Source organism: Streptomyces griseocarneus (assembly GCF_014655595.1).
GTDB classification, from domain to species: domain Bacteria; phylum Actinomycetota; class Actinomycetes; order Streptomycetales; family Streptomycetaceae; genus Streptomyces; species Streptomyces griseocarneus.
Genome location: NZ_BNBL01000009.1, coordinates 228,332 through 249,073 on the forward strand (window position 1 = coordinate 228,332; position 20,742 = coordinate 249,073).

Genomic DNA, 20,742 nt, shown 5'->3' on the forward strand with positions numbered 1-20,742 from the left:
TGGGCGAACTCTTGGTAACGCGCCCACCCGCACTCTTACCGGCGGTTGTGACCGACCGGTAATGTGACGGCCCGTGACATCCCACGACATATCACGACGCACTGCCGTCACGGCCGTCGCCGCCACCGCGACCGCCGCCCTGCTTCCCACGGTCGCCGCGCCCGCGGCCGTCGCCGATTCCGGCCCTCCCGCCGGCAACACCCCCGCCACGGCCACCGCCTTCGCGCACGGCGTCGCCTCCGGCGACCCGCTGCCCGACGGCGTCCTGCTGTGGACCCGCGTCACCCCCGCGCCCGACGCCGTCCCCGGCTCCGGCCGCGGGCCGGCCGTCGACGTCGCCTGGCAGGTCGCCGAGGACGAGCAGTTCACCCGCGTCGTCGCGCACGGCACGGTCACCGCGACGGCCGCCACCGACCACACCGTCAAGGCCGACGTGCGCGGACTGCGCCCGGCCACCGGCTACTTCTTCCGGTTCACCTGCGACGGCGTCCACTCCCCCACCGCCCGCACCCGTACGGCCCCCGCCCGCGACGCGGCCGTGCCCGGCATCCGCTTCGGCGTGGTCTCCTGCGCCAACTGGGAGTCCGGCCACTTCTCGGCGTACCGCCACCTCGCCGCCCGCCGCGACCTGGACGCGGTCTTCCACCTCGGCGACTACATCTACGAGTACGGCACCGGGCAGTACCCGGCGGCCAAGTACGTCGTCCGGCCGCACGCGCCCGCCCACGAGATCGTCACCCTGGCCGACTACCGCACCCGGCACGGCCGTTACAAGACCGACCCCGACCTCCAGGCGCTGCACCACGCGCACCCGGTCGTGGCCATCTGGGACGACCACGAGTTCGCCAACGACGCCTGGACGGGCGGCGCCGAGAACCACACCCCGGGCGCCGAGGGCGACTGGGCGGCGCGCGTGGCGGCCGCCAAGAAGGCGTACTTCGAGTGGATGCCGGTGCGCCCCTCCGTCGAGGGCACCACCTACCGGCGGCTGCGCTTCGGCAAGCTCGCCGACCTCCACCTGCTGGACCTGAGATCCTTCCGCTCGCAGCAGGTCAAGCCCGGCAGCGGCAAGGTCGACGACCCCGAGCGCACCATCACCGGCCGCGCCCAGCTGGACTGGCTCAAGGAGGGGCTGGCCTCCTCGGACACCGCCTGGCGCCTGGTCGGCAACCCGGTGATGATCTCGCCGGTCGCCTTCGGCGCCCTGCCCGCGCACCTCCTGGAGCCGCTGGCGAAGCTGCTGGGACTGCCCTCGGGCGGCGTGACCATCAACTCCGACCAGTGGGACGGCTACACCGACGACCGGCGGGAGCTCATAGCCCACCTGACCGACCGCGGCATCTCCAACACCGTCTTCCTGACCGGCGACATCCACATGGCGTGGGCCAACGACGTGCCGAAGAAGGCCGCGACGTACCCGCTGTCCTCCTCGGCCGCCACCGAGTTCGTGGTGACCTCGGTGTCCTCGGACAACCTCGACGACCTCCTGCACGTGGCCCCGCACACGGTCTCCCTGGCCGCGGCCACCGCCCTCAAGGCCGCCAACCGGCACGTGAAGTGGCTCGACATGGACTCGCACGGCTACGGCGTCCTCGACGTGACCGCCGAGCAGGCGCAGATGGACTACTACGTGCTGTCCGACAAGACCGACCCGGCGGCCACGGCCTCCTGGACCCGCTCGTACCGCACCCGCTCCGGGACCCAGCGCGTGGAGCGGGCCGACGCTCCCGTGCGCTAGCTAGGAGCGGCCGGAGCCGATGTCCTCGAGGAAGCCGAGCGTCACCCGCCAGGTGGCCTCGGCGGCCTCGGCGTCGTAGTCCGGCAGGTCCGGGTCGGTGAACAGGTGGCCCGCGCCCTGGTAGCGGTGCACCTCCACGTCCGCGCCGGCCCGGCCCATCCGCAGGTACCAGGCGTTGAGCCAGTCGTGCGGCTCGAACGGGTCGGGGTCGGCGACGTGCAGCTGCACCGGCAGCTCGTCCACGGCCGTGTCCTCGGCCAGGTCGGAGGTGCCGTGCAGGAGCAGCAGGCCGCGCGCCTTCTCGTCGTTCAGCGCCAGGTTCTGCGCGATCGAGCCGCCGAGCGAGAACCCCGCGTAGACCACGCCCCGGTCCGACAGCGGCGCGGCGGCGGTCACGGCGCGGCGCAGCAGCTCCTCGCGGCCGATCTCGTCCTTGATGGCCATGCCGTCCTCGACGGTGTCCGCCGTCCGCCCCTCGTAGAGGTCGGGTACGTGCACCTCGTGCCCGGCGGCGCGCAGGCGGTCGGCGGCGGCGTGGACCGCGGGCCGCAGCCCGTAGGCCGAATGAAACAGGACGATCGTGGTAGGGGACGCCACTGGAGGTCACTTCCTTACAGCTGTGGGAGCACCGCCCAGCAGTCAGCTGGGGGAGCGTGCCCCCATCGTGCCAGCTAGGTTCGGAAGGAGCGGAGGTGCCCATGGAGCACATACTGCGTCCCCTGGCGGTCGTCGGCGCGGCAGTGGTGATCACACTGCTGGCGGGCTGGGTCGCGGACCAGGTGGTCCGGCGGATCGGGACGCGCCACCCGGAGACGCCGCTGTGGGGATTGCTGGGCCGCTGCCGGGTGCCGGTGCGGCTGGTGCTGTGCGCGGCGCTGCTGCGGGCCGGCTACCCCTGGGCGGAGCTGTCCCCGTGGAACGCGGCGGCCGTCGGGCAGGTGCTGACCCTGGTGCTCATCGGGGCCTGCGCCTGGCTGGCCGTCCGGGTGGCCACGGCGGTGGTCGAGTCCACCTACGCGCGCTACGCCGCCGGCGCCCAGGACCCGGCGCGGGTGCGGCGGGTGCGGACGCAGGTCACGCTGATCCAGCGGGTGGTGACGGCCGCGGTGACGGTGGTCGCGGTGGCCGCCATGCTGCTCACCTTCCCGGCCATGCGGACGGCGGGCGCGTCCCTGCTGGCCTCGGCCGGGGTCATCGGCATCGTCGCCGGCATCGCCGCCCAGTCGACGCTGGGCAATCTCTTCGCCGGGCTGCAGATCGCCTTCGGCGACATGGTGCGCATCGGCGACACGGTCGTGGTCGAGGGGCAGTGGGGCACCGTCGAGGAGATCACGCTCACCTATCTGGTGGTGCGCACCTGGGACGAGCGGCGGCTGACCATGCCGGTGTCGTACTTCACCAGCAAGCCGTTCGAGAACTGGTCGCGCGGCGACCCCCGGATGACCGGCACCGTCTTCTTCCACCTGGACCACGCCGTCCCCGTCGACCTGATGCGCGAACACCTGCACGACATACTCAAGGCGTCCCTCGAGTGGGACGAACGGGCCTGGAACCTGGTGGTCACGGACACCACGCCCACCACCGTGGAGGTACGGGCGCTGCTGACGGCCCGCAACGCCGACGACATCTGGGCCCTGCGCTGCATGGTGCGCGAGGAGCTGATCGCCTGGCTGCGCCGCGAGCACCCCTACGCGCTGCCGCGGATCAACACCGCGCCCGCGCCCGGCCCGGCCGAGGTGCCCGACCGCGAGCAGGCCCCGCCGTCCTCCGGCGACATGGGGCCGGGGCCGGGGACGACGTGAGGGCGCGGGACAGGCGCGAGGCGGGGAGGCCGGGGAGGTCCGCGTGGGGCCGGGAGGCCGGGGAGGCCCGCCGCTCGGATCCCGCGCAGGGTGCGTTTCAGATCCCGCGCAGGGTGCGTTCGTCCAGATGCCGCAGCACCCTGTCCACCACCTCGGGGTCCATCCCCGGCTCGCTGCGGGCCGCGATGACCTCGCGCCGCGCCGCGGACAGCAGCTCCGCCTGCACCCGGTGGAGCGTCCGCAGCCGCTCCACGCGCTGCGCGTGCGCCTCGCGGCGCTCGTCGTCGACCATCTCGGGGCTGATCCGGGCGCCGATGTCGTAGGCGCGCCGGCCCAGCATCTCCATCATGTCCTCGGGAAGGTCCTCCGCCTCCACGATGTCCAGCAGCCGGTGCCGGGCCGCCTTGGCCGCCCGCGCGGCCAGCTGCCGCTCCAGTTCGAGGGTCTCGCCGGTGTCGGCGCTCACCCCCAGCGCGCGGACCAGCCGGGGCAGGGTCAGGCCCTGGGCCACGAGGGTGACGATGATGACGGCGAACGCGACGAAGAGGATCTCGTCCCGGGCCGGGAAGGGGGAGGAGTTCTCCTGCTTCAGGGGGATGGCCAGGGCGAGGGCGACCGTGGCCACGCCGCGCATCCCCGACCACCACGTCACCACCGTCTCGCGCCAGCTCATCAGGACCTCCTCGTGGACGTCCCGGCGGTTGTGGAGCTTCTTGGTCACCCACGCGGCGGGCAGCAGCCACAGCAGCCGCACGCCGACGACCACCGCCACGACGGTGCCGCCGATGCCCAGCATCTCCTCCCAGCGGCCGGAGGCCGTGCTGATCGCGTTGTGGAGCTCCAGGCCGACGAGGCCGAACGCGACGCCGGTGACGAGGGTGTCGACGACCTCCCAGAAGGTGTGCCCGGCCAGCCGGCCCAGGACGTCGTCGGGGTCGTGGGTGTACTCGGCCAGGTAGAGGGCGGTCGTCAGCACGGCCAGCACGCCGGACCCCTTGAACTCCTCGGCCAGGACGTACGAGACGAACGGCACCAGCAGGGTCAGGCCGATCTGGAGCGTGGCGTCCCCGAGGACCTCCATCAGCCGCTTGGTGGCCCAGCCCAGCGCGAGGCCGACCGCGACGGCCACCACGGCGGACAGCACCAGCGCGCCGAACGCCTGCGGCCACGAGAAGCCGCCGCTGACGGCGGCCGCGATGGCCACGTGGTAGAGCACGATGGCGGTGACGTCGTTGAAGAGGCCCTCGCCCTCGAGGATGGAGACCAGGCGGCGCGGCAACCCCAGGGCGCCGGCGACGGAGGTGACGGCGACCGGGTCGGGCGGGGCCACGAGCGCGCCCAGGGCCACGGCGGCGGCCAGCGAGATGCCGGGCACGATCGTGTGGGCGACGGCGGCAACCGCGGCGGTGGTGACGAAGACCAGCGCGACGGCCAGCAGGAAGATCGGCCGCTTGTTGGACGCGAACTGCCGCCACGAGGTGCGCTGGGCGGTGGCGTAGAGCAGGGGCGGCAGCACCAGCGGGAGGATGTACTCCGGCGGGATGTCCACGTTGGGCACGAACGGCAGCAGCGCGAGGACGATCCCGCCGATCGTCATCAGGACCGGGGAGGGCACCCCCAGCCGGTCCCCCAGCGGAACCGTGACCAGCGCCCCCAGCAGCAGGACGAACAGCAGGGCGAGCTGGTCCACGGATACCCCCGGGCCGGGTCGGTGCGGTCGAGCTGAACCTCAAGCCTGCCGCACCGGCCCCGGGGGCGCCTTACGAGCTCTCGGCGCGCACCGTGTCCAGGGCGTGCTGGAGGTCGTCCGGGTAGACGCTCTCGAACTCCACCCAGCGGCCGTCACTTGGGTGCTCGAAGCCGAGCCGCACCGCGTGCAGCCACTGGCGGGTGAGCTTCAGGCGCTTGGCGATGGTGGGGTCGGCGCCGTAGGTGAGGTCGCCGACGCACGGGTGGCGGTGCGCGGACATGTGCACGCGGATCTGGTGCGTACGGCCCGTCTCCAGCTTGATGTCCAGCAGGCTGGCGGCCCGGAACGCCTCGATGAGGTCGTAGTGGGTGACGGACGGCTTGCCCTCGGCCGTGACGGCCCACTTGTAGTCGTGGTTGGGGTGACGGCCGATGGGCGCGTCGATCGTGCCGCTCATCGGGTCCGGGTGGCCCTGCACCAGCGCGTGGTAGCGCTTGTCGACCGTGCGCTCGCGGAACTGCTGCTTGAGCAGGGTGTAGGCGCGCTCGGACTTGGCGACGACCATCAGGCCGGAGGTGCCGACGTCCAGGCGGTGCACGATGCCCTGGCGCTCGGCGGCGCCGGAGGTGGAGATGCGGTAGCCCGCGGCGGCGAGCCCGCCGATCACGGTGGGGCCGGTCCAGCCGGGGCTGGGGTGGGCGGCCACGCCGACGGGCTTGACGATCACGACGATGTCGTCGTCGTCATGGACGATCTCCATGCCCTCGACGTGCTCGGCGACGATCTGCACCGGCGCGGGCGGCGCGGGCATCTCGACCTCGAGCCAGGCCCCGCCGGTGACCCGGTCGGACTTCCCGGCCTCGGCCCCGTCGAGCTGGACCTTGCCCGAGGCCGCGAGCTCGGCGGCCTTGGTGCGGGAAAAACCGAACATACGGGCGATCGCGGCGTCGACGCGCTCGCCCTCCAGGCCGTCGGGAACGGGAAGGGCGCGGATCTCGGGAATGGTGCTCACCTGTCGAGTATGACGGACGGCCGCGACGGGCCCGTACGCGCGGGCCGCCGCGGCCGTCCGCCCGGGGCTTCAGTCCTGGTGGACGGTGCCGTCCGGGTCCAGGCCCCGGAAGGAGAGGATCACGATCAGGAAGCCGCCGCAGACGATCGCGGAGTCGGCGAGGTTGAAGACCGCGAAGTGCGGGGTGGCGATGAAGTCCACGACCCCGCCCTCGAGGCCGCCGGGCGAGCGGAAGAGCCGGTCGGTGAGGTTGCCGAACGCTCCGCCCAGCAGCAGGCCCAGGGCGATCGCCCAGGGCAGGCTGTAGAGCTTGCGGGCGATCCGGGCGATCACCACGATCACGGCGCTGGCGATCACCGTGAAGACGATCGTCATCGCCTCGCCGATGCCGAAGGCGGCGCCGCGGTTGCGGATCACGTCGAGCTGCAGCCACGTGCCGAGCACCTGGACCGGGTCGTGGTGCTCCAGCTGGGCCACGACGAGCAGCTTGCTGCCGAGGTCGAGGAGGTAGGCGAAGGCGGCCACCGCGAGCAGCACCGCGATGCGTCGCCTGCCCCTGGGCTCGTCCTTGCCGCCGACCGCCGTCGCCCCGCTCTCCCCGGCCGGGCCGGTGGTCCCGGTGGTTCCGGTGGGCCGTCCGGCCTGTTCCGCCTCAGTCACGTGAGTCCCTGATGTCGTCCCTGCTGACTGAGGACGAGGGTACGGCACGCGATGGGGGGCGGGTCAGCGGCGTTCCTGCCGCTGCTTGCACTCCACGCACAGCGTGGCACGGGGAAATGCCTGCATACGGGCCTTGCCGATCGGTTTGCCGCAGTTCTCGCAGAGGCCGTACGTACCGGCGTCCAGCCGCTCCAGCGCCCGCTCGGCCTGCAGCAGCATCTCGCGGGCGTTCGCGGCGAGCGCCAGCTCGTGCTCGCGGGTGATGTTCTTGGTGCCGGTGTCCGCCTGGTCGTCCCCGGCGCCGTCCCCGGAGTCGCGCATCAGGCCGCTGATCGCCTCCTCGGAGTGCGCGATCTCGCCGCGCAGCCGCAGCACGTCGCTCTGCAGCTCCTCACGGGCCTCGCGCACCTCGGCCTGCGACCAGGGCTCCTCCCCCGGCCGTACGGCGAGCTCGCCTGCCGTACGGGCCCCCGGAACCTTCTTCGCCTGCGCCTCACCCATGGTCTTCTTCGCAGCCACCGTGCTGGCTCCCGTCTCCTCAGCGGGCACCGCCGTCGCGGCCGGTGCGGACCCTTCGGCCGTGACGGCCGTGTGCAGTGCCGCGGCCCCTCGGGCCGCGGCCTTCTTCGCCGGCACGGACTCCTCCGCACCGGCCGGAGCGACCCCCTTGGCGGGCGCATGCTTCGCCGCGGCCGCCTTCCCGTCGGCCGCGGGCTTCGTCACCGTGGCAGTCTTCCCCGCCGCGGCGGTCTTTTTCCCCGGTACGGACTTTTTGGCCGACGCGGCGGCGGCCTTCTTGGCCACCGCCTTCTTGGCCACCGTCTTGTTGGCCGCCTTCTTGGCCGTCTTCTTGGCCACCGTCTTCTCGGCCACGGCCTTCTTCGCCGCCGGCGCGGAGCCGCCGGCCGCCGCCCCGGCCGAGGCGGCGCTCCCCGCCACCGCCCTCTTGGCGGACACGGCCTTTTTGGCGGGCGGCCTCTCCTTGGCCACGGCCTTGGCAGCCGAAGCGGGGGCCTTCTTGGCCGAGGGCGTCTTCTTGGCCGAGGGCGCCTTCTTCGCCGCACCCCTGTCGCCGGCCACCGTCACCTTGGCGGATGCCGTCCTCCCGCCGGATACGGCCTTCGCCGACGTGGCCTTCTTGGCGGCCTTGGCGGCTGCCGCCTTGCCGCCGGACGCGGCCTTCCCCGACGTGGCCTTCTTCGCGGCCCCGGCCACAACGGTGCCGGCCTCTGACGCCGTCTTCTTGGCCATCGCCGCGGTCCCTTCACATTTTATGATCTTGCGCGCGAATCGTGCGGGAACGATAAATCGGCCGGGCGCACGCGGCAACGGGGCTCGCCGGTCTCCGCCCGTGTGCCCCGCCTCCGGCCCCCAAATCGGTCTGCCGTGCTCGCCCGGGCCCCGTACACTGGGCGGAGCGAAAGGCGTGGAAGGGACCAGTAGCGCCGCACGCAGCCATGAGCGATCCGGGGACGGTGCGAGCCCGGAGGCGTGCGCGGCAGCGAAGATCAGCCCGGAGCCGCCGGAAGAACGCCCCCGCGGGGGTCAGTAGAACCGGCATCGCGGCCCTAATGAGGGGGCCGGAGGCGCGAGCGGCGTCTGCGGCCAAGGAGGGTGGTACCGCGGGAAGCGCACGGCATGGCGCGTTCTCGTCCCTCCGACGGACAGCGCAATGACGTTCCGCCGGAGGAAGCCGATGACGCAGTACCGCCAGGTACCCGCACAGGTCGACCTGCCCGCCCTCGAGCACGCCGTGCTCGAGTTCTGGCGTGAGAGCAAGACCTTCGCCCGCACCCTCGAGCAGTCCGAGGGCCGCCCCGAGTGGGTCTTCTACGAGGGCCCGCCGACCGCCAACGGCATGCCGGGTGCGCACCACATCGAGGCCCGCGTCTTCAAGGACGTCTTCCCCCGCTTCCGCACCATGCAGGGCTACCACGTCGGCCGCAAGGCCGGCTGGGACTGCCACGGCCTGCCCGTCGAGCTCGCCGTCGAGAAGGAGCTCGGCTTCTCCGGCAAGCAGGACATCGAGAAGTACGGCATCGCCGAGTTCAACGCGAAGTGCCGCGAGTCCGTCACCCGCCACACGGACGCGTTCGCCGAGCTCACCACCCGCATGGGCTACTGGGTCGACCTCGACGACGCCTACCGCACCATGGACCCCGAGTACGTCCAGAGCGTCTGGTGGTCGCTGAAGGAGATCTTCAACAAGGGCCTGCTGGTCCAGGACCACCGCGTGGCCCCCTGGTGCCCCCGCTGCGGCACCGGCCTGTCGGACCACGAGCTGGCGCAGGGCTACGAGACGGTCGTCGACCCGTCCGTCTTCGTCCGCTTCCCGCTGACCTCCGGCCCGCTCGCGGGCGAGGCCTCGCTGCTGGTGTGGACGACCACCCCCTGGACCCTGGTCTCCAACACGGCCGCCGCCGCGCACCCCGACGTCACCTACGTCGTGGCCACCGACGGCAACGAAAAGCTGGTCGTCGCCGAGCCCCTGCTCGAGAAGGCCCTCGGCGAGGGCTGGACGGCCACCGGCCAGACCTTCACCGGCCGCGAGATGGAGCGCTGGGCCTACCGCCGCCCGTTCGACCTCGTCGAGCTGGAGGGCGCCAACTTCGTCGTCAACGCCGAGTACGTCACCACCGAGGACGGCACCGGTCTGGTCCACCAGGCCCCGGCCTTCGGTGAGGACGACCTCAGGACCTGCCGCGCCTACGGCCTCCCGGTCGTCAACCCGGTCCGCCCCGACGGCACCTTCGAGGAGGGCCTCGACCTCGTCGGCGGCCAGTTCTTCAAGAAGGCCGACGAGAAGCTCGTCGCCGACCTCTCCGAGCGCGGCCTGCTCTTCAAGCACGTGGCCTACGAGCACAGCTACCCCCACTGCTGGCGCTGCCACACCGCGCTCCTCTACTACGCCCAGCCGTCCTGGTACATCCGCACCACCGCGATCAAGGACCGGCTGCTCGAGGAGAACGAGAAGACCAACTGGTTCCCCGAGTCGGTCAAGCACGGCCGCTTCGGCGACTGGCTGAACAACAACATCGACTGGGCGCTCTCCCGCAACCGCTACTGGGGCACCCCGCTGCCCATCTGGCGCTGCGAGGAGAACCACCTCACCTGCGTCGGCTCGCTGGCCGAGCTCTCCGAGCTGACCGGCACCGACCAGAGCGCGCTGGACCCGCACCGCCCGTACATCGACGACGTCACCTTCACCTGCACCGCCGACGGCTGCTCGCACACCGCCGTCCGGGTGCCCGAGGTCATCGACGCCTGGTACGACTCCGGTTCGATGCCGTTCGCCCAGTGGGGCTACCCGTACAAGAACAAGGAGCTCTTCGAGCAGCGCTACCCCGCGCAGTTCATCTCCGAGGCCATCGACCAGACCCGTGGCTGGTTCTACACCCTGATGGCCGTCGGCACGCTCGTCTTCGACAAGTCGAGCTACGAGAACGTCGTCTGCCTGGGCCACATCCTCGCCGAGGACGGCCGGAAGATGTCCAAGCACCTGGGCAACATCCTCCAGCCCATCCCGCTGATGGACCAGCACGGCGCCGACGCCGTCCGCTGGTTCATGGCGGCCGGCGGCTCCCCCTGGGCCGCGCGCCGCGTCGGCCACGGCACGATCCAGGAGGTCGTCCGCAAGACGCTCCTCACCTACTGGAACACGGTCGCCTTCCAGGCCCTCTACGCCCGTACGTCCGGCTGGGCGCCGTCCGCGTCCGACCCGGCCCCGGCCGGGCGGCCCCTGATCGACCGCTGGCTGCTCAGCGAGCTGAACGCCCTGACCGACCAGGTCACCCAGGCCATGGAGGCCTACGACACCCAGCGCGCCGGCAAGCTGCTGTCGTCCTTCGTCGACGACCTGTCCAACTGGTACGTGCGCCGCTCGCGCCGCCGGTTCTGGCAGGGCGACGCGGCCGCGCTGCGCACGCTGCACGAGGTCGTCGAGACCGTCACGCGGCTGATGGCGCCGCTGGTGCCGTTCATCACCGAGCGGGTGTGGCAGGACCTGATCGTCCCGGTCGACCCGCAGGCCCCGGAGTCGGTCCACCTGGCCACCTGGCCGAAGGCCGACGCCTCGCTGATCGACCCGGCGCTGTCCCAGCAGATGCTGCTGGTCCGCCGCCTGGTCGAGCTGGGCCGCGCCACGCGCGCCGAGTCCGGCGTCAAGACGCGCCAGCCGCTGTCGCGCGCGCTGGTCGCCGCGGCCGGCTTCGAGACGCTCGGCGAGGAGCTGCGCGCGCAGATCGCCGAGGAGCTCAACGTCTCCTCGCTCGCCTCCCTCTCCGAGGTGGGCGGCTCGCTGGTCGACACCACGGCCAAGGCCAACTTCCGTGCCCTGGGCAAGCGCTTCGGCAAGGGCGTCCAGGCGGTGGCCAAGGCGGTCGCCGCGGCCGACGCGGCGGCGCTGTCGCTGGCGCTGCGCGAGGGCAACGCCTCCGTCGAGGTCGACGGCGAGACGGTCGCCCTCGCCCCGGACGAGGTGATCATCACCGAGACGCCGCGCGAGGGCTGGTCGGTCGCCTCCGACTCCGGCGCGACCGTGGCGCTCGACCTGGAGATCACCCCGGAGCTGCGGCGCGCGGGCCTGGCCCGTGACGCGATCCGCCTGATCCAGGAGGCCCGCAAGAACAGCGGCCTGGACGTGGCCGACCGGATCGCGCTGCGGTGGACCTCCGCCGACGAGGAGACGGTGACCGCTCTGACCGAGCACGCGTCGCTCATCGCGGACGAGGTCCTGGCGACGGACTTCGCGACCGGCGATGCCGACGCCACGTACGGCGAGCCCTTCACCGACGAGGGCCTCGGACTGACGTTCCGCCTCCGTAAGGCGTAAGCAGACGGGTGAAAGCCCCCCGGCGCACCGCGCCGGGGGGCTTTTCCCATGCCGGATCCCATGCCGCATCCCCCACCGGAGGCGCGGGCGTGCAAATGGGCCGGGCCCCTGGGATCACCCAGGGGCCCGGCCCATTGATGCCGACGACTACGCGGCCGTCAGTTGTCGTCCTCGTCGATCAGGAAGCCACGCATCGGCGACGGCGCCTGCATCGGCTGCGGGCCCTGCGGCCGCACCGGTGCCATCGGCTGGGTCATCGCCGGCGACATCTGCTGCTGGCCGCCGTACGACGGGGCACCCGTCGACGGACCGCCGTGGCCGCCCATGGTCTGGTTGCCGCCCATGGAGTTACCACCCATGGAGTTGCCTCCCATGGAGTGGCCGCCCATGCCCGCACCGGCCGAGGCCATCGACCCGCTCATGGAGGGGGCCGGCGGCAGCGACGCCGTCGCGGGGGTGCGCGGCGGGGCCAGCGAGTCGTCCGCCTGGTTCTCCAGCTGACGCAGCTGGCTCTCCAGGTAGGACTTCAGGCGCGTGCGGTACTCGCGCTCGAAGCCGCGCAGGTCCTCGACCTTGCGCTCCAGCGTGGCGCGGGCGGACTCCAGGGAGCCCATCGCGACGCGGTGCTTCTCCTGCGCGTCCCGCTCCAGGGCGTCCGCCTTGGCACGGGCGTCCCGCTCCAGACCCTCGGCGCGGCTGCGGGCCTCGCCGACGATCTTGTTGGCCTCGGAACGGGCCTCCGCGATCGCCTGGTCGGCCGTCTGCTGCGCGAGCGAGAGGACACGGGCCGCACTGTCGCCACCCGGACCGCCCTGGCCCGGCTGCGGCAGCTGGGGGTTGCCACCCATCGGACCGTTCTGCTGCATGGGGTTCTGCCCCATCGGACCGTTCTGCTGCATGGGGTTCTGCCCCATGGGTCCGTTCTGTCCCATGGGTCCGCCCATGGGGCCGCCCATCGGACCGTTCTGTCCCATCGGGCCGGGTCCGTGCGGGCCCTGGGGACCGTGGCCGTGGCCGCCGGGGCCGGCCGGCAGCTGCGGGGCACCGCCCGGAAGCTGCGGCGGGCCGCCCATCTGCTGCTGGTTCGGCGGCACCGGCTGCGGGCCCGATATGGCGGCGGGCACCGGAGCGCCGGGTCGCTGGTCCTGCGGCTCGGGCTTGCGCATGGCCTGCTGCTGGTTCTGCGCGGCGGCACGCGTGGCGGCGGCCAGCTTGGCGCGCAGGTCCTCGTTCTCCCGGAGCAGGCGGGTCAGTTCGGCCTCGACCTCGTCGAGAAAGGCATCGACCTCGTCCTCGTCATAGCCTTCTCGGAGGCGGACGGTCGTGAACTGCTTGTTCCGCACGTCCTCGGGGCTCAGCGGCATCTCTTCTTCACCTCAACGTAGTCGTCGGCAATCGGCAAGACCGTATCGTTCACAGCCGCGTTCACAGCCGGCTCACGACGGTGATCAGGATGTAGACGATGATCATCAGTACGAAGAAGGACAGGTCGAGCGCTACGCCCCCGAGACGCAGCGGCGGGATGACCCGCCGCAGAAGCTTGAGTGGCGGATCGGTGACAGTGTAGGTGGCCTCCAGGAGGACCACCATCGCCTTACCGGGTTGCCATGAGCGGGCGAACTGGAAGACGTAATCCATCACCAGTCGGAAGATCAGCACGATCAGGAAGCAGTACAGCGCGATGTAGATCACCTGCTGTGCGATGCCCATCTCGCGCTTCCCTCTCCCCTTGCTCGTACTCGGCCTGACCGGCCGTTGTCCGGATTGCCCGGTGTTGCGTCTCAGCTCTGGTTGAAGAACCCACCCTCTGCGATGCGGGCCTTGTCCTCCGCCGTGACATCGACGTTAGCAGGAGACAGCAGGAACACCTTCTGTGTCACCCGCTCGATACTCCCGTGCAGACCGAAGACGAGACCGGCCGCGAAGTCGACGAGTCGCTTCGCGTCAGTGTCGTCCATCTCCGTGAGATTCATGATCACCGGGGTACCTTCGCGGAAGTGTTCCCCGATGGTACGGGCCTCGTTGTAGGTCCGGGGGTGCAATGTCGTGATGCGGTAGGGCTCCCGCTCGGACACAACCTTGGGCATGATCACCGGTGCGTTCTTCTCCAGAGAGTGGCGTTCGGGTGTGATGGACGACACGGGGGCGATTCGGGCGGGTCGTCCCGTTTCCGCTACGAGCGGAGCGGGTTCGCGCTGCGCGGGCGGCTGGGCGACTCGAACCGGTTCGTCCGATTGCGTCTGTTGTGCTTGGTGCGCTTGGTGCTGCCGGCGCCGATCCGGCTCCGGCTCGGGCTCGAACTCGTCGTCGGGGTCGAACCCCGGGCCGTCGTACCCATCGTCCTCCACGAGGCCGAGGTAGACCGCCATCTTGCGCATCGCGCCGGCCATTCTCTGCGTCCTCCGCTCTGTGGTGGATCGGCTCCGTCAAAGGCGCCCGGATCCACGTGGTCCGCCCGCCTTTTGACGGGAATGACCATATTTTCTGCTGTGGTCCGACTTCCTGGCGACGTTACCCGAGCCGGGGTCGGACTCCGAGTACCGCTGAGCCGACACGTACATGTGTCGCACCGGCCGCCACCGCGTCCTCGAGATCCGCGCTCATCCCTGCTGACACCATGTTCGCAGTCGGATGAGCCCCGCGCAGGTCCGTTGCGATTTCCATCAGTCGGTCGAATGCCGCCCGGGGTCTGCCCGCGTACGGGCCGACCAGCGGAGCGACCGTCATGAGCCCGGCGGGCCGGAGCCCTTCCGCCTTGGCGATCACGTCGGCCAGCTCCAGCACTCCGTCGGGAGCGACGCCGCCACGCTCGCCGCGGCCTCCCGACTCGGCGTCCAGCGCGACCTGGATCAGGCAGCCGAGCTCCTGTTCGGCCCGGCCGGCCTTGACGGCCGCCGCGGACAGGGCGGTCACCAGTCTGTTCCGGTCAACTGAGTGCACCAGACCGGCGTAATTCACCACCGACCGGACCTTGTTTGTCTGCAACTGACCGACGAAGTGCCAGGTAAGGGGCAGATCCGAGCACTCGGCCGCCTTGGGGGCGGCGTCCTGGTCGCGGTTCTCGGCGACGTGACGCACCCCCAGCTCGGCGAGGATCCGCACGTCGCTCGCGGGGTAGGTCTTGGTGACCACGATGAGGGTGACCTCGTCGCGCTCCCGGCCCGCCGCCGCGCACGCCGCGGAGATACGTTCCTCCACGCGGGCGAGGTTGTCCGCCAATTGGGTTCTACGGTCCGTCACAGATCAGCCGTCCAGCCAGACGTAACTCGCGAGCCGGCCGGTGGTGTGCTCGCGCCGGTAGGAGAAGTGGTCCGCCGACTCCAGCGTGCAGACCGCGGAGGCGCCGGCAACGGCGACCCCCAGCCGGCCGAGCTGGGCGCGGACCCCGCCCGCGATGTCGAGGGCGGGGGTGCCCCGGCGGGTGGTGGCCCAGGCCTCCGGCACCGCCTCGGCGACCTCGGCGCGCATGGCCTCGGGCACCTCGTAGCACGGTCCGCAGACGGAGGGGCCGATGTGGGCGAGGATCCGGTCCGGCTCGGCGCCGAGCCGGAGCATCTCCCCGACCACCGCCGGGACGACCCCGGCCAGCAGGCCCGGGCGTCCGGCGTGCGCGGCTCCCGCGATCCCGGCGACCGGGTCGGCCAGCAGGACCGGGGTGCAGTCGGCGGTCAGCACCGCGAGCGCCAGCCCCCGACGCGCCGTCACCAGCGCGTCGACCGCCGGAATCTCACCGGTTTGCCACGGTCCGTCCACCACCGCGACGTCCTTGCCGTGCACCTGGTTCATCCAGACGACGGAGGCCGCGTCGATGCCGAGCGCCCGGGCGGCCCGGGCGCGGTTGGTCCGTACGGCCTCGGGGTCGTCGCCGACCGCGCCGCCGAGGTTGAGCTCCGCATGCGGAGCGGCGCTCACCCCGCCCCACCTGTCGGTGAAGGCGAAGTGGGCGCCGCTCGCGTGTGCCACGTCGGGGACGCCCCGCCGGTGCGGGGCGGGATTCCCTATCACGGGGATCACTTCGTGCTGTGTCACGTCGTGCCGTGTCACTTCAAGAAGTCGGGAACGTCCAGTTCCTCGGCGGTCGAGTCCTGGTACGGACGGGCCGGCGGGACCTGGGGGGAGGCGACCGGGGGCGGCGGGACCTCGGCGACCGGGGCCGGGTCGCCCACGGGCTCCTCGGTGCGCGGGGTCACGTTGCCCAGCCCGCCGAACGACGGGCGCGAGGGCTCCTGCGCGGTGACGGCCGGACGGCTCGCGGCCGTGGCGGCCGAGCCGCCGTCCTCGCGGCCGGAGCCGTAGGAGGACGAGCCGCCGAGGACCTTGTCGCGGCTGCCCTTGGCCGGCGGCTGGCCGCCGTCGAAGCCCGCCGCGATGACCGTGACCCGGACCTCGTCGCCCAGCGCGTCGTCGATGACGGCACCGAAGATGATGTTGGCCTCGGGGTGGGCGGCCTCGCTGACCAGCTGCGCCGCCTCGTTGATCTCGAAGAGACCGAGGTCGGAGCCGCCGGAGATGGAGAGCAGCACGCCGCGGGCGCCGTCGATGGACGCCTCCAGCAGCGGCGAGGAGATCGCCATCTCGGCCGCGGCCACCGCGCGGTCGTCGCCGCGGGCCGAGCCGATGCCCATGAGGGCCGAGCCCGCCTCGGACATCACGGACTTGACGTCGGCGAAGTCGAGGTTGATCAGGCCCGGGGTGGTGATCAGGTCGGTGATGCCCTGGACACCGGACAGCAGGACCTGGTCGGCCGACTTGAACGCGTCGAGCACGCTCACCTGGCGGTCCGAGATGGACAGCAGCCGGTCGTTGGGGATGACGATGAGCGTGTCGACCTCGTCGCGCAGGCTGGCGATGCCGTCCTCGGCCTGGTTCGCACGGCGCCTGCCCTCGAAGGTGAACGGGCGGGTGACCACACCGATCGTCAGGGCGCCCAGCGAGCGGGCGATGTTGGCCACGACGGGCGCGCCGCCGGTGCCGGTGCCGCCGCCCTCGCCGGCGGTGACGAAGACCATGTCGGCCCCCTTGAGGACCTCCTCGATCTCCTCGCGGTGGTCCTCGGCCGCCTTGCGGCCGACATCGGGGTTCGCGCCGGCGCCGAGGCCGCGGGTGAGTTCACGACCGACGTCGAGTTTCACGTCGGCGTCGCTCATCAGCAGGGCCTGTGCATCGGTGTTGATCGCGATGAACTCGACGCCCTTGAGACCGACCTCGATCATCCGGTTGATGGCGTTGACGCCACCGCCGCCGATGCCGACGACCTTGATGACTGCGAGGTAGTTCTGCGGTGCTGCCACGTCGAAGGCCTCTCGCCTCGAGTTACGTATGCCTGGGGGCGGTTCTCAATGCCGACCCGAACCCTAACGTTGAAGTTTAGGGTTACCGGTGTCACTGTTCCGTGGGTTCTCTGAAGCAGGACACTAAGTCGACAAGCGGCGCGGCTTCAACGAACACGCCGAACCTCCCGTTTTTCTTTTCACCCTATGTGATCACCCATAGCCGTAGCCAACCAGGGTGCTGGCCGATCTGGAACGGCGTCAACTCCCTGACACCGCCGGGGCGCCCGGAGCGCTCACGTCGAACCGTTTCGCGCCCCCCGCGGCCCTGAGCAGGGCGGTGAGCGTGCGGGCCTTCTGCTCGCCCCGTTCGGAGCTGCCCCAGGTGATGCTCCGACCCCCCGTCAGCTCCACCGTGATGGCGTCGTAGGACCGTACGCGCACGGCCAGGGTGTCCTTGCGGACCGGGCCGGGCAGGGAGGTCAGGACCTGGACGGCGGCGCCCTCGAGCCGGGCGGTGCCGAACCGCCGGGCGCTGGCCGAGTCGTCCGGGATCTCCATCACCAGCCGCGGGACGCCCTTCAGGGCATGATCGACTGTGGCGAACCGCACGCCGGCGCCGTCGATTTCGATGAACTTCCCGCCCCTTTCGAGGAGGGCTTTGGGCTGGCGTTCTGTCACTTTCAGACCGATTCCGTGCGGCCAGGACCGGACGACGTCCACCGCGCCGATCCGCCGCAGCCGGGTCCGCAGCCGCTCGCCGATGGCGTCGGTGTCCACGGAGACCAGGGGTTCGCCGAGCGGCACCTTGGCGGCCTCGCGGACCTCACCGGCCGTCAGCACGGAGTTCCCGCTGACGTCCACGTGGGTGACGCGCAGCCAGGTGGAGCCGTAGAGCGCCCACCAGGCGCCCGCGCCCACCATGACGGCGAGCGCCCCCCACAGCAGGAGCGTGCGCCGCCTGGGCGGGCGTCTGAGGGGCCGGGAGCCGCCCGGGCGCCCCGCACGGGGGCCACCGCCCGGGCGGCGCGGACGGGACGGCGGGAGCGCGGTCCGGGACGACTTCGACCTCTTGGACGTTCGGGACGATGTCGACTTCGCGCTCTTCTCGCCACCGCGCCGGGCGGTCGTCGGTCCGGCCACGCTCCCAGCCTCCTGCCTCTACGGGCCGTCAGCCCGCTCTGTGTGCGGCAATCGCCTCGTACACCATGCCGACCAGCAGCTCGTCGGCGTCCCGTCGGCCGAACTCGGCGGCGGCCCGGGACATCTCGTACAGCCGGTGCGGGTTGGACAGCACCGGGACCACCTGGTTCTGCACCCATTCGGGGGTCAGCTCGGCGTCGTCGACCAGCAGGCCGCCGCCCGCCTTGACCACCGGCTGGGCGTTGAGCCGCTGCTCGCCGTTGCCGATCGGCAGCGGGACGTAGGCCGCCGGCAGGCCGACGGCGGACAGCTCCGCGACGGTCATCGCGCCCGCGCGGCAGAGCATCATGTCGGCCGCGGCGTACGCGAGATCCATCCGGTCTACATACGATACCGGGATATAAGGCGGCATTCCGGGCATGTTGTCCGCGTGCGGCAGGTCGTTCTTCGGACCGACCGCGTGCAGGATCTGGATGCCGGAGCGCTGCAGCAGCGGGGCGACGGTCTGGACGACCTCGTTCAGCCTGCGGGCGCCCTGCGAGCCGCCGGAGACCAGCAGCGTCGGCAGGTTGGGGTCGAGCCCGAAGGCGGCCCGCGCCTCGGGGCGGACGGCCGCCCGGTCCAGGGTGGCGATGGTGCGGCGCAGCGGGATGCCCACGTAGCGGGCGTTGCGCAGCTTGCTGTCGGGGGTGCTCACCGCCACGCCCGCCGCGTAGCGCGAGCCGATCTTGTTGGCCAGGCCGGGGCGGGCGTTGGCCTCGTGGACGATGATCGGCACGCCGAGCCGCTTGGCGGCCAGGTAGCCGGGCAGCGCCACGTAGCCGCCGAAGCCGACCACGCAGTCGGCCCGCGTGCGCTCCAGGATCTGCTCGGCCGCCTTGATGGTGCCGCGCAGCCGCCCGGGGACGGTGATCAGCTCCGGGGTGGGCTTGCGGGGCAGCGGCACGGCCGGAATCAGGCCCAGCTCATAGCCCCGCTCGGGCACGAGCCGGGTCTCCAGGCCCCGCTCCGTGCCGAGCGCCGTGATCCCCACGGTCGGGTCCTGCCTGCGCAGGGCGTCCGCGAGGGCGAGCGCGGGCTCGATGTGGCCGGCGGTCCCCCCGCCGGCGAGTACGACATGCACCGAAATTCACCGCTCTCCGGACGGTCGCTTCTTGACGCGCCGTCTCATCGTCTTCCATCTCACCCCAGGCTGCCGCATGGCCAGTGCCGCCCGCGCACCGGGTTCGTCGCGCGCGAAGGCGATCAGGAGCCCGATGGCGAACATGGTCGGCAGCAGGGCGGACCCTCCGTAGGAGAACAGCGGGAGCGGGACACCGGCGATCGGCAGCAGGCCGAGCACCGCACCGATGTTGACCACGGCCTGGGCCGTGATCCAGGTGGTCACACCTCCCGCGGCGTACCTCACGAAGGGGTCCTCCGTGCGTCCGGCCACGCGGATACCCGCATAGCCTAGAGCCGCGAACAGGGCGAGGACCGACAGCGTCCCCGCCAGGCCCAGTTCCTCGCCGGTGATGGCGAAGATGAAGTCGGTGTGGGGTTCGGGGAGTTCGCCCCATTTCTCCACACTGGCCCCCAGGCCTGCGCCGAACCAGCCGCCGTTGGCCAGGGCGTAGATCCCGTGCACGGCCTGCCAGCACTGATCGTTGGCGCCCGGGTCCGTGGCGCCGATGCACTCCAGGCGGGACATGCGGTTGGCGCTGGTCTTGATGAAGAGTACGGCCAGGGCGGCGGTGACGCCGAACACCCCGGCGAAGAGCCGGGTGGGGGCACCGGCGATCCACAGCAGGCCCAGCAGCACCGTGGTCAGGACGACCGTGGTGCCCATGTCGCCGCCGAGCATGATCAGGCCGAGCAGCAGGAAGGTCACCGGCACCAGCGGCACCAGCAGGTGCTTCCACTGCCCCAGCAGCTTCTTGGACTGCTTGCGGGCCAGCAGGTCGGCGCCCCACAGCACCAGCGCCAGCTTGGCGAACTCGCTGGGCTGGAGCTGGAAGGGGCCGCCGAGGGAGATCCAGTTGGTGTTGCCGTTGATCGTCTCGCCGATGCCGGGCATCTGGACCATGCACAGCAGGAAGACCGAGGCCGCCAGCAGCGGGTAGGCCAGCGCGCGCAGCAACCGCACGGGCGTCCGGGCGGCCGCCAGCAGCAGGACGGCGCCGATGGCGGCGGCCAGCAGCTGCTTGCGGAAGAAGTAGCTGGGCGCCAGGCCGTTCTGCAGCGCCTTGATCTGGGAGGCGGAGTAGACCATCACCAGGCCGAGCACGATGATCAGCATGGAGCCGCCGAGGACCAGGTAGTACGCGGTCAGCGGCCGGTCCCAGGCGCGCCGGGCGCGGGCGTGCAGCCCCCGCAGGCCGCGCTGGCCGCCCCGGGGCGGCCGCCCGGGCGTACGGCCGCCGGCGAAGCCGCGGCCCGCCGGGCGGGGTGCCCGGACGGGCCGGGAGCGCGCCACGGGGCCCCGCAGGGCCGTCAGCCCCAGCCGCCGCGCGATGGGCGGCCTCACGATGTCGTCCGCGTGCATCCGGGTTTCCCCTTCGCTGGTCTCCCGCGCCGGCCGGCCGGGCCGACGGGCCGGTCGCCGGGGCGGGGACCT

17 protein-coding genes are annotated in these 20,742 nt (G+C 71.8%); 3 read left to right on the top strand and 14 right to left on the bottom strand.

All coding sequences use genetic code 11. The features are described from left to right. Positions 1–73 precede the first annotated feature (73 nt). Positions 74–1,738 carry an alkaline phosphatase D family protein gene (locus tag IE295_RS23065; protein WP_190065629.1) on the top strand — a complete coding sequence of 555 codons (1,665 nt, stop codon included), beginning with the start codon at positions 74–76 and terminating at the stop codon, positions 1,736–1,738. Here IE295_RS23065 and IE295_RS23070 read toward each other — a convergent pair whose 3' ends face one another. Continuing rightward, on the bottom strand, positions 1,739–2,335 hold the full coding sequence (locus IE295_RS23070; RefSeq protein WP_190065630.1) for a dienelactone hydrolase family protein: 597 nt from the start codon (positions 2,333–2,335) through the stop codon (positions 1,739–1,741). 101 nt (positions 2,336–2,436) lie between these two features. On the opposite strand from IE295_RS23070, the gene IE295_RS23075 reads away from it, so the two are divergent. Continuing rightward, positions 2,437–3,540, top strand: a complete 1,104-nt coding sequence (locus tag IE295_RS23075; RefSeq protein WP_190065631.1) for a mechanosensitive ion channel family protein — start codon at positions 2,437–2,439, stop codon at positions 3,538–3,540. 97 nt (positions 3,541–3,637) lie between these two features. On the opposite strand, the gene IE295_RS23080 is transcribed toward IE295_RS23075, so the two are convergent. The 4 genes from IE295_RS23080 to IE295_RS23095 form a co-directional block, all read right to left on the bottom strand. Continuing rightward, a complete protein-coding gene (locus tag IE295_RS23080; protein WP_190065632.1) occupies positions 3,638–5,230 on the bottom strand; it encodes a Na+/H+ antiporter in 1,593 nt (530 codons plus the stop codon). A 70-nt stretch (positions 5,231–5,300) separates the two neighbouring features. Then, complete coding sequence (locus IE295_RS23085; protein WP_190065633.1) at positions 5,301–6,242, bottom strand: RluA family pseudouridine synthase; 942 nt, start codon at positions 6,240–6,242, stop codon at positions 5,301–5,303. Between the two features lie 69 nt (positions 6,243–6,311). Then, on the bottom strand, positions 6,312–6,902 hold the full coding sequence (gene lspA / locus IE295_RS23090) for a signal peptidase II (RefSeq protein WP_190065634.1): 591 nt from the start codon (positions 6,900–6,902) through the stop codon (positions 6,312–6,314). A gap of 63 nt (positions 6,903–6,965) precedes the next feature. Beyond that, positions 6,966–8,153, bottom strand: coding sequence for a TraR/DksA family transcriptional regulator (locus IE295_RS23095; protein WP_190065635.1), 1,188 nt, complete (start codon positions 8,151–8,153; stop codon positions 6,966–6,968). Between the two features lie 445 nt (positions 8,154–8,598). Here IE295_RS23095 and ileS point away from each other — a divergent pair, with 445 nt between their 5' ends. Beyond that, complete coding sequence (ileS, locus tag IE295_RS23100; RefSeq protein ID WP_190065636.1) at positions 8,599–11,733, top strand: isoleucine--tRNA ligase; 3,135 nt, start codon at positions 8,599–8,601, stop codon at positions 11,731–11,733. A 158-nt stretch (positions 11,734–11,891) separates the two neighbouring features. On the opposite strand, the gene IE295_RS23105 is transcribed toward ileS, so the two are convergent. From IE295_RS23105 to ftsW, 9 genes are all read right to left on the bottom strand, one after another. Beyond that, complete coding sequence (locus IE295_RS23105) at positions 11,892–13,097, bottom strand: DivIVA domain-containing protein (protein ID WP_190065637.1); 1,206 nt, start codon at positions 13,095–13,097, stop codon at positions 11,892–11,894. Between the two features lie 61 nt (positions 13,098–13,158). Beyond that, on the bottom strand, positions 13,159–13,443 hold the full coding sequence (locus IE295_RS23110; RefSeq protein WP_086567466.1) for a YggT family protein: 285 nt from the start codon (positions 13,441–13,443) through the stop codon (positions 13,159–13,161). A gap of 71 nt (positions 13,444–13,514) precedes the next feature. Beyond that, positions 13,515–14,123 (bottom strand): cell division protein SepF, encoded by a 609-nt coding sequence (locus tag IE295_RS23115; RefSeq protein ID WP_086567467.1) that lies wholly within the window; start codon positions 14,121–14,123, stop codon positions 13,515–13,517. Positions 14,124–14,244: 121 nt separating this feature from the next. Then, positions 14,245–14,973: a YggS family pyridoxal phosphate-dependent enzyme gene (locus IE295_RS23120; RefSeq protein ID WP_190065638.1), complete on the bottom strand. Its 729-nt coding sequence runs from the start codon at positions 14,971–14,973 to the stop codon at positions 14,245–14,247. A 3-nt stretch (positions 14,974–14,976) separates the two neighbouring features. Next, a complete protein-coding gene (pgeF, locus tag IE295_RS23125; RefSeq protein ID WP_190065731.1) occupies positions 14,977–15,696 on the bottom strand; it encodes a peptidoglycan editing factor PgeF in 720 nt (239 codons plus the stop codon). A gap of 77 nt (positions 15,697–15,773) precedes the next feature. Continuing rightward, complete coding sequence (ftsZ, locus tag IE295_RS23130) at positions 15,774–17,024, bottom strand: cell division protein FtsZ (protein WP_190065639.1); 1,251 nt, start codon at positions 17,022–17,024, stop codon at positions 15,774–15,776. A 240-nt stretch (positions 17,025–17,264) separates the two neighbouring features. Then, entirely contained in the window at positions 17,265–18,146 is an 882-nt protein-coding gene (locus tag IE295_RS23135; RefSeq protein WP_190065640.1) for a cell division protein FtsQ/DivIB, read from the bottom strand. A gap of 28 nt (positions 18,147–18,174) precedes the next feature. Further along, on the bottom strand, positions 18,175–19,269 hold the full coding sequence (gene murG / locus IE295_RS23140; protein ID WP_190065641.1) for an undecaprenyldiphospho-muramoylpentapeptide beta-N-acetylglucosaminyltransferase: 1,095 nt from the start codon (positions 19,267–19,269) through the stop codon (positions 18,175–18,177). 6 nt (positions 19,270–19,275) lie between these two features. Next, positions 19,276–20,670 carry a putative lipid II flippase FtsW gene (gene ftsW, locus IE295_RS23145; protein WP_224322869.1) on the bottom strand — a complete coding sequence of 465 codons (1,395 nt, stop codon included), beginning with the start codon at positions 20,668–20,670 and terminating at the stop codon, positions 19,276–19,278. Positions 20,671–20,742: the final 72 nt, after the last annotated feature.

Bases quoted from the DNA above. Each gene is read 5' to 3' on its own strand.
- IE295_RS23115 (WP_086567467.1), bottom strand. From the start codon at position 14,123: ATGGCCGGCGCGATGCGCAAGATGGCGGTCTACCTCGGCCTCGTGGAG.
- ileS (WP_190065636.1), top strand. From the start codon at position 8,599: ATGACGCAGTACCGCCAGGTACCCGCACAGGTCGACCTGCCCGCCCTC.
- IE295_RS23075 (WP_190065631.1), top strand. From the start codon at position 2,437: ATGGAGCACATACTGCGTCCCCTGGCGGTCGTCGGCGCGGCAGTGGTG.
- ftsW (WP_224322869.1), bottom strand. From the start codon at position 20,670: ATGCACGCGGACGACATCGTGAGGCCGCCCATCGCGCGGCGGCTGGGG.
- IE295_RS23105 (WP_190065637.1), bottom strand. From the start codon at position 13,097: ATGCCGCTGAGCCCCGAGGACGTGCGGAACAAGCAGTTCACGACCGTC.
- IE295_RS23110 (WP_086567466.1), bottom strand. From the start codon at position 13,443: ATGGGCATCGCACAGCAGGTGATCTACATCGCGCTGTACTGCTTCCTG.
- IE295_RS23095 (WP_190065635.1), bottom strand. From the start codon at position 8,153: ATGGCCAAGAAGACGGCGTCAGAGGCCGGCACCGTTGTGGCCGGGGCC.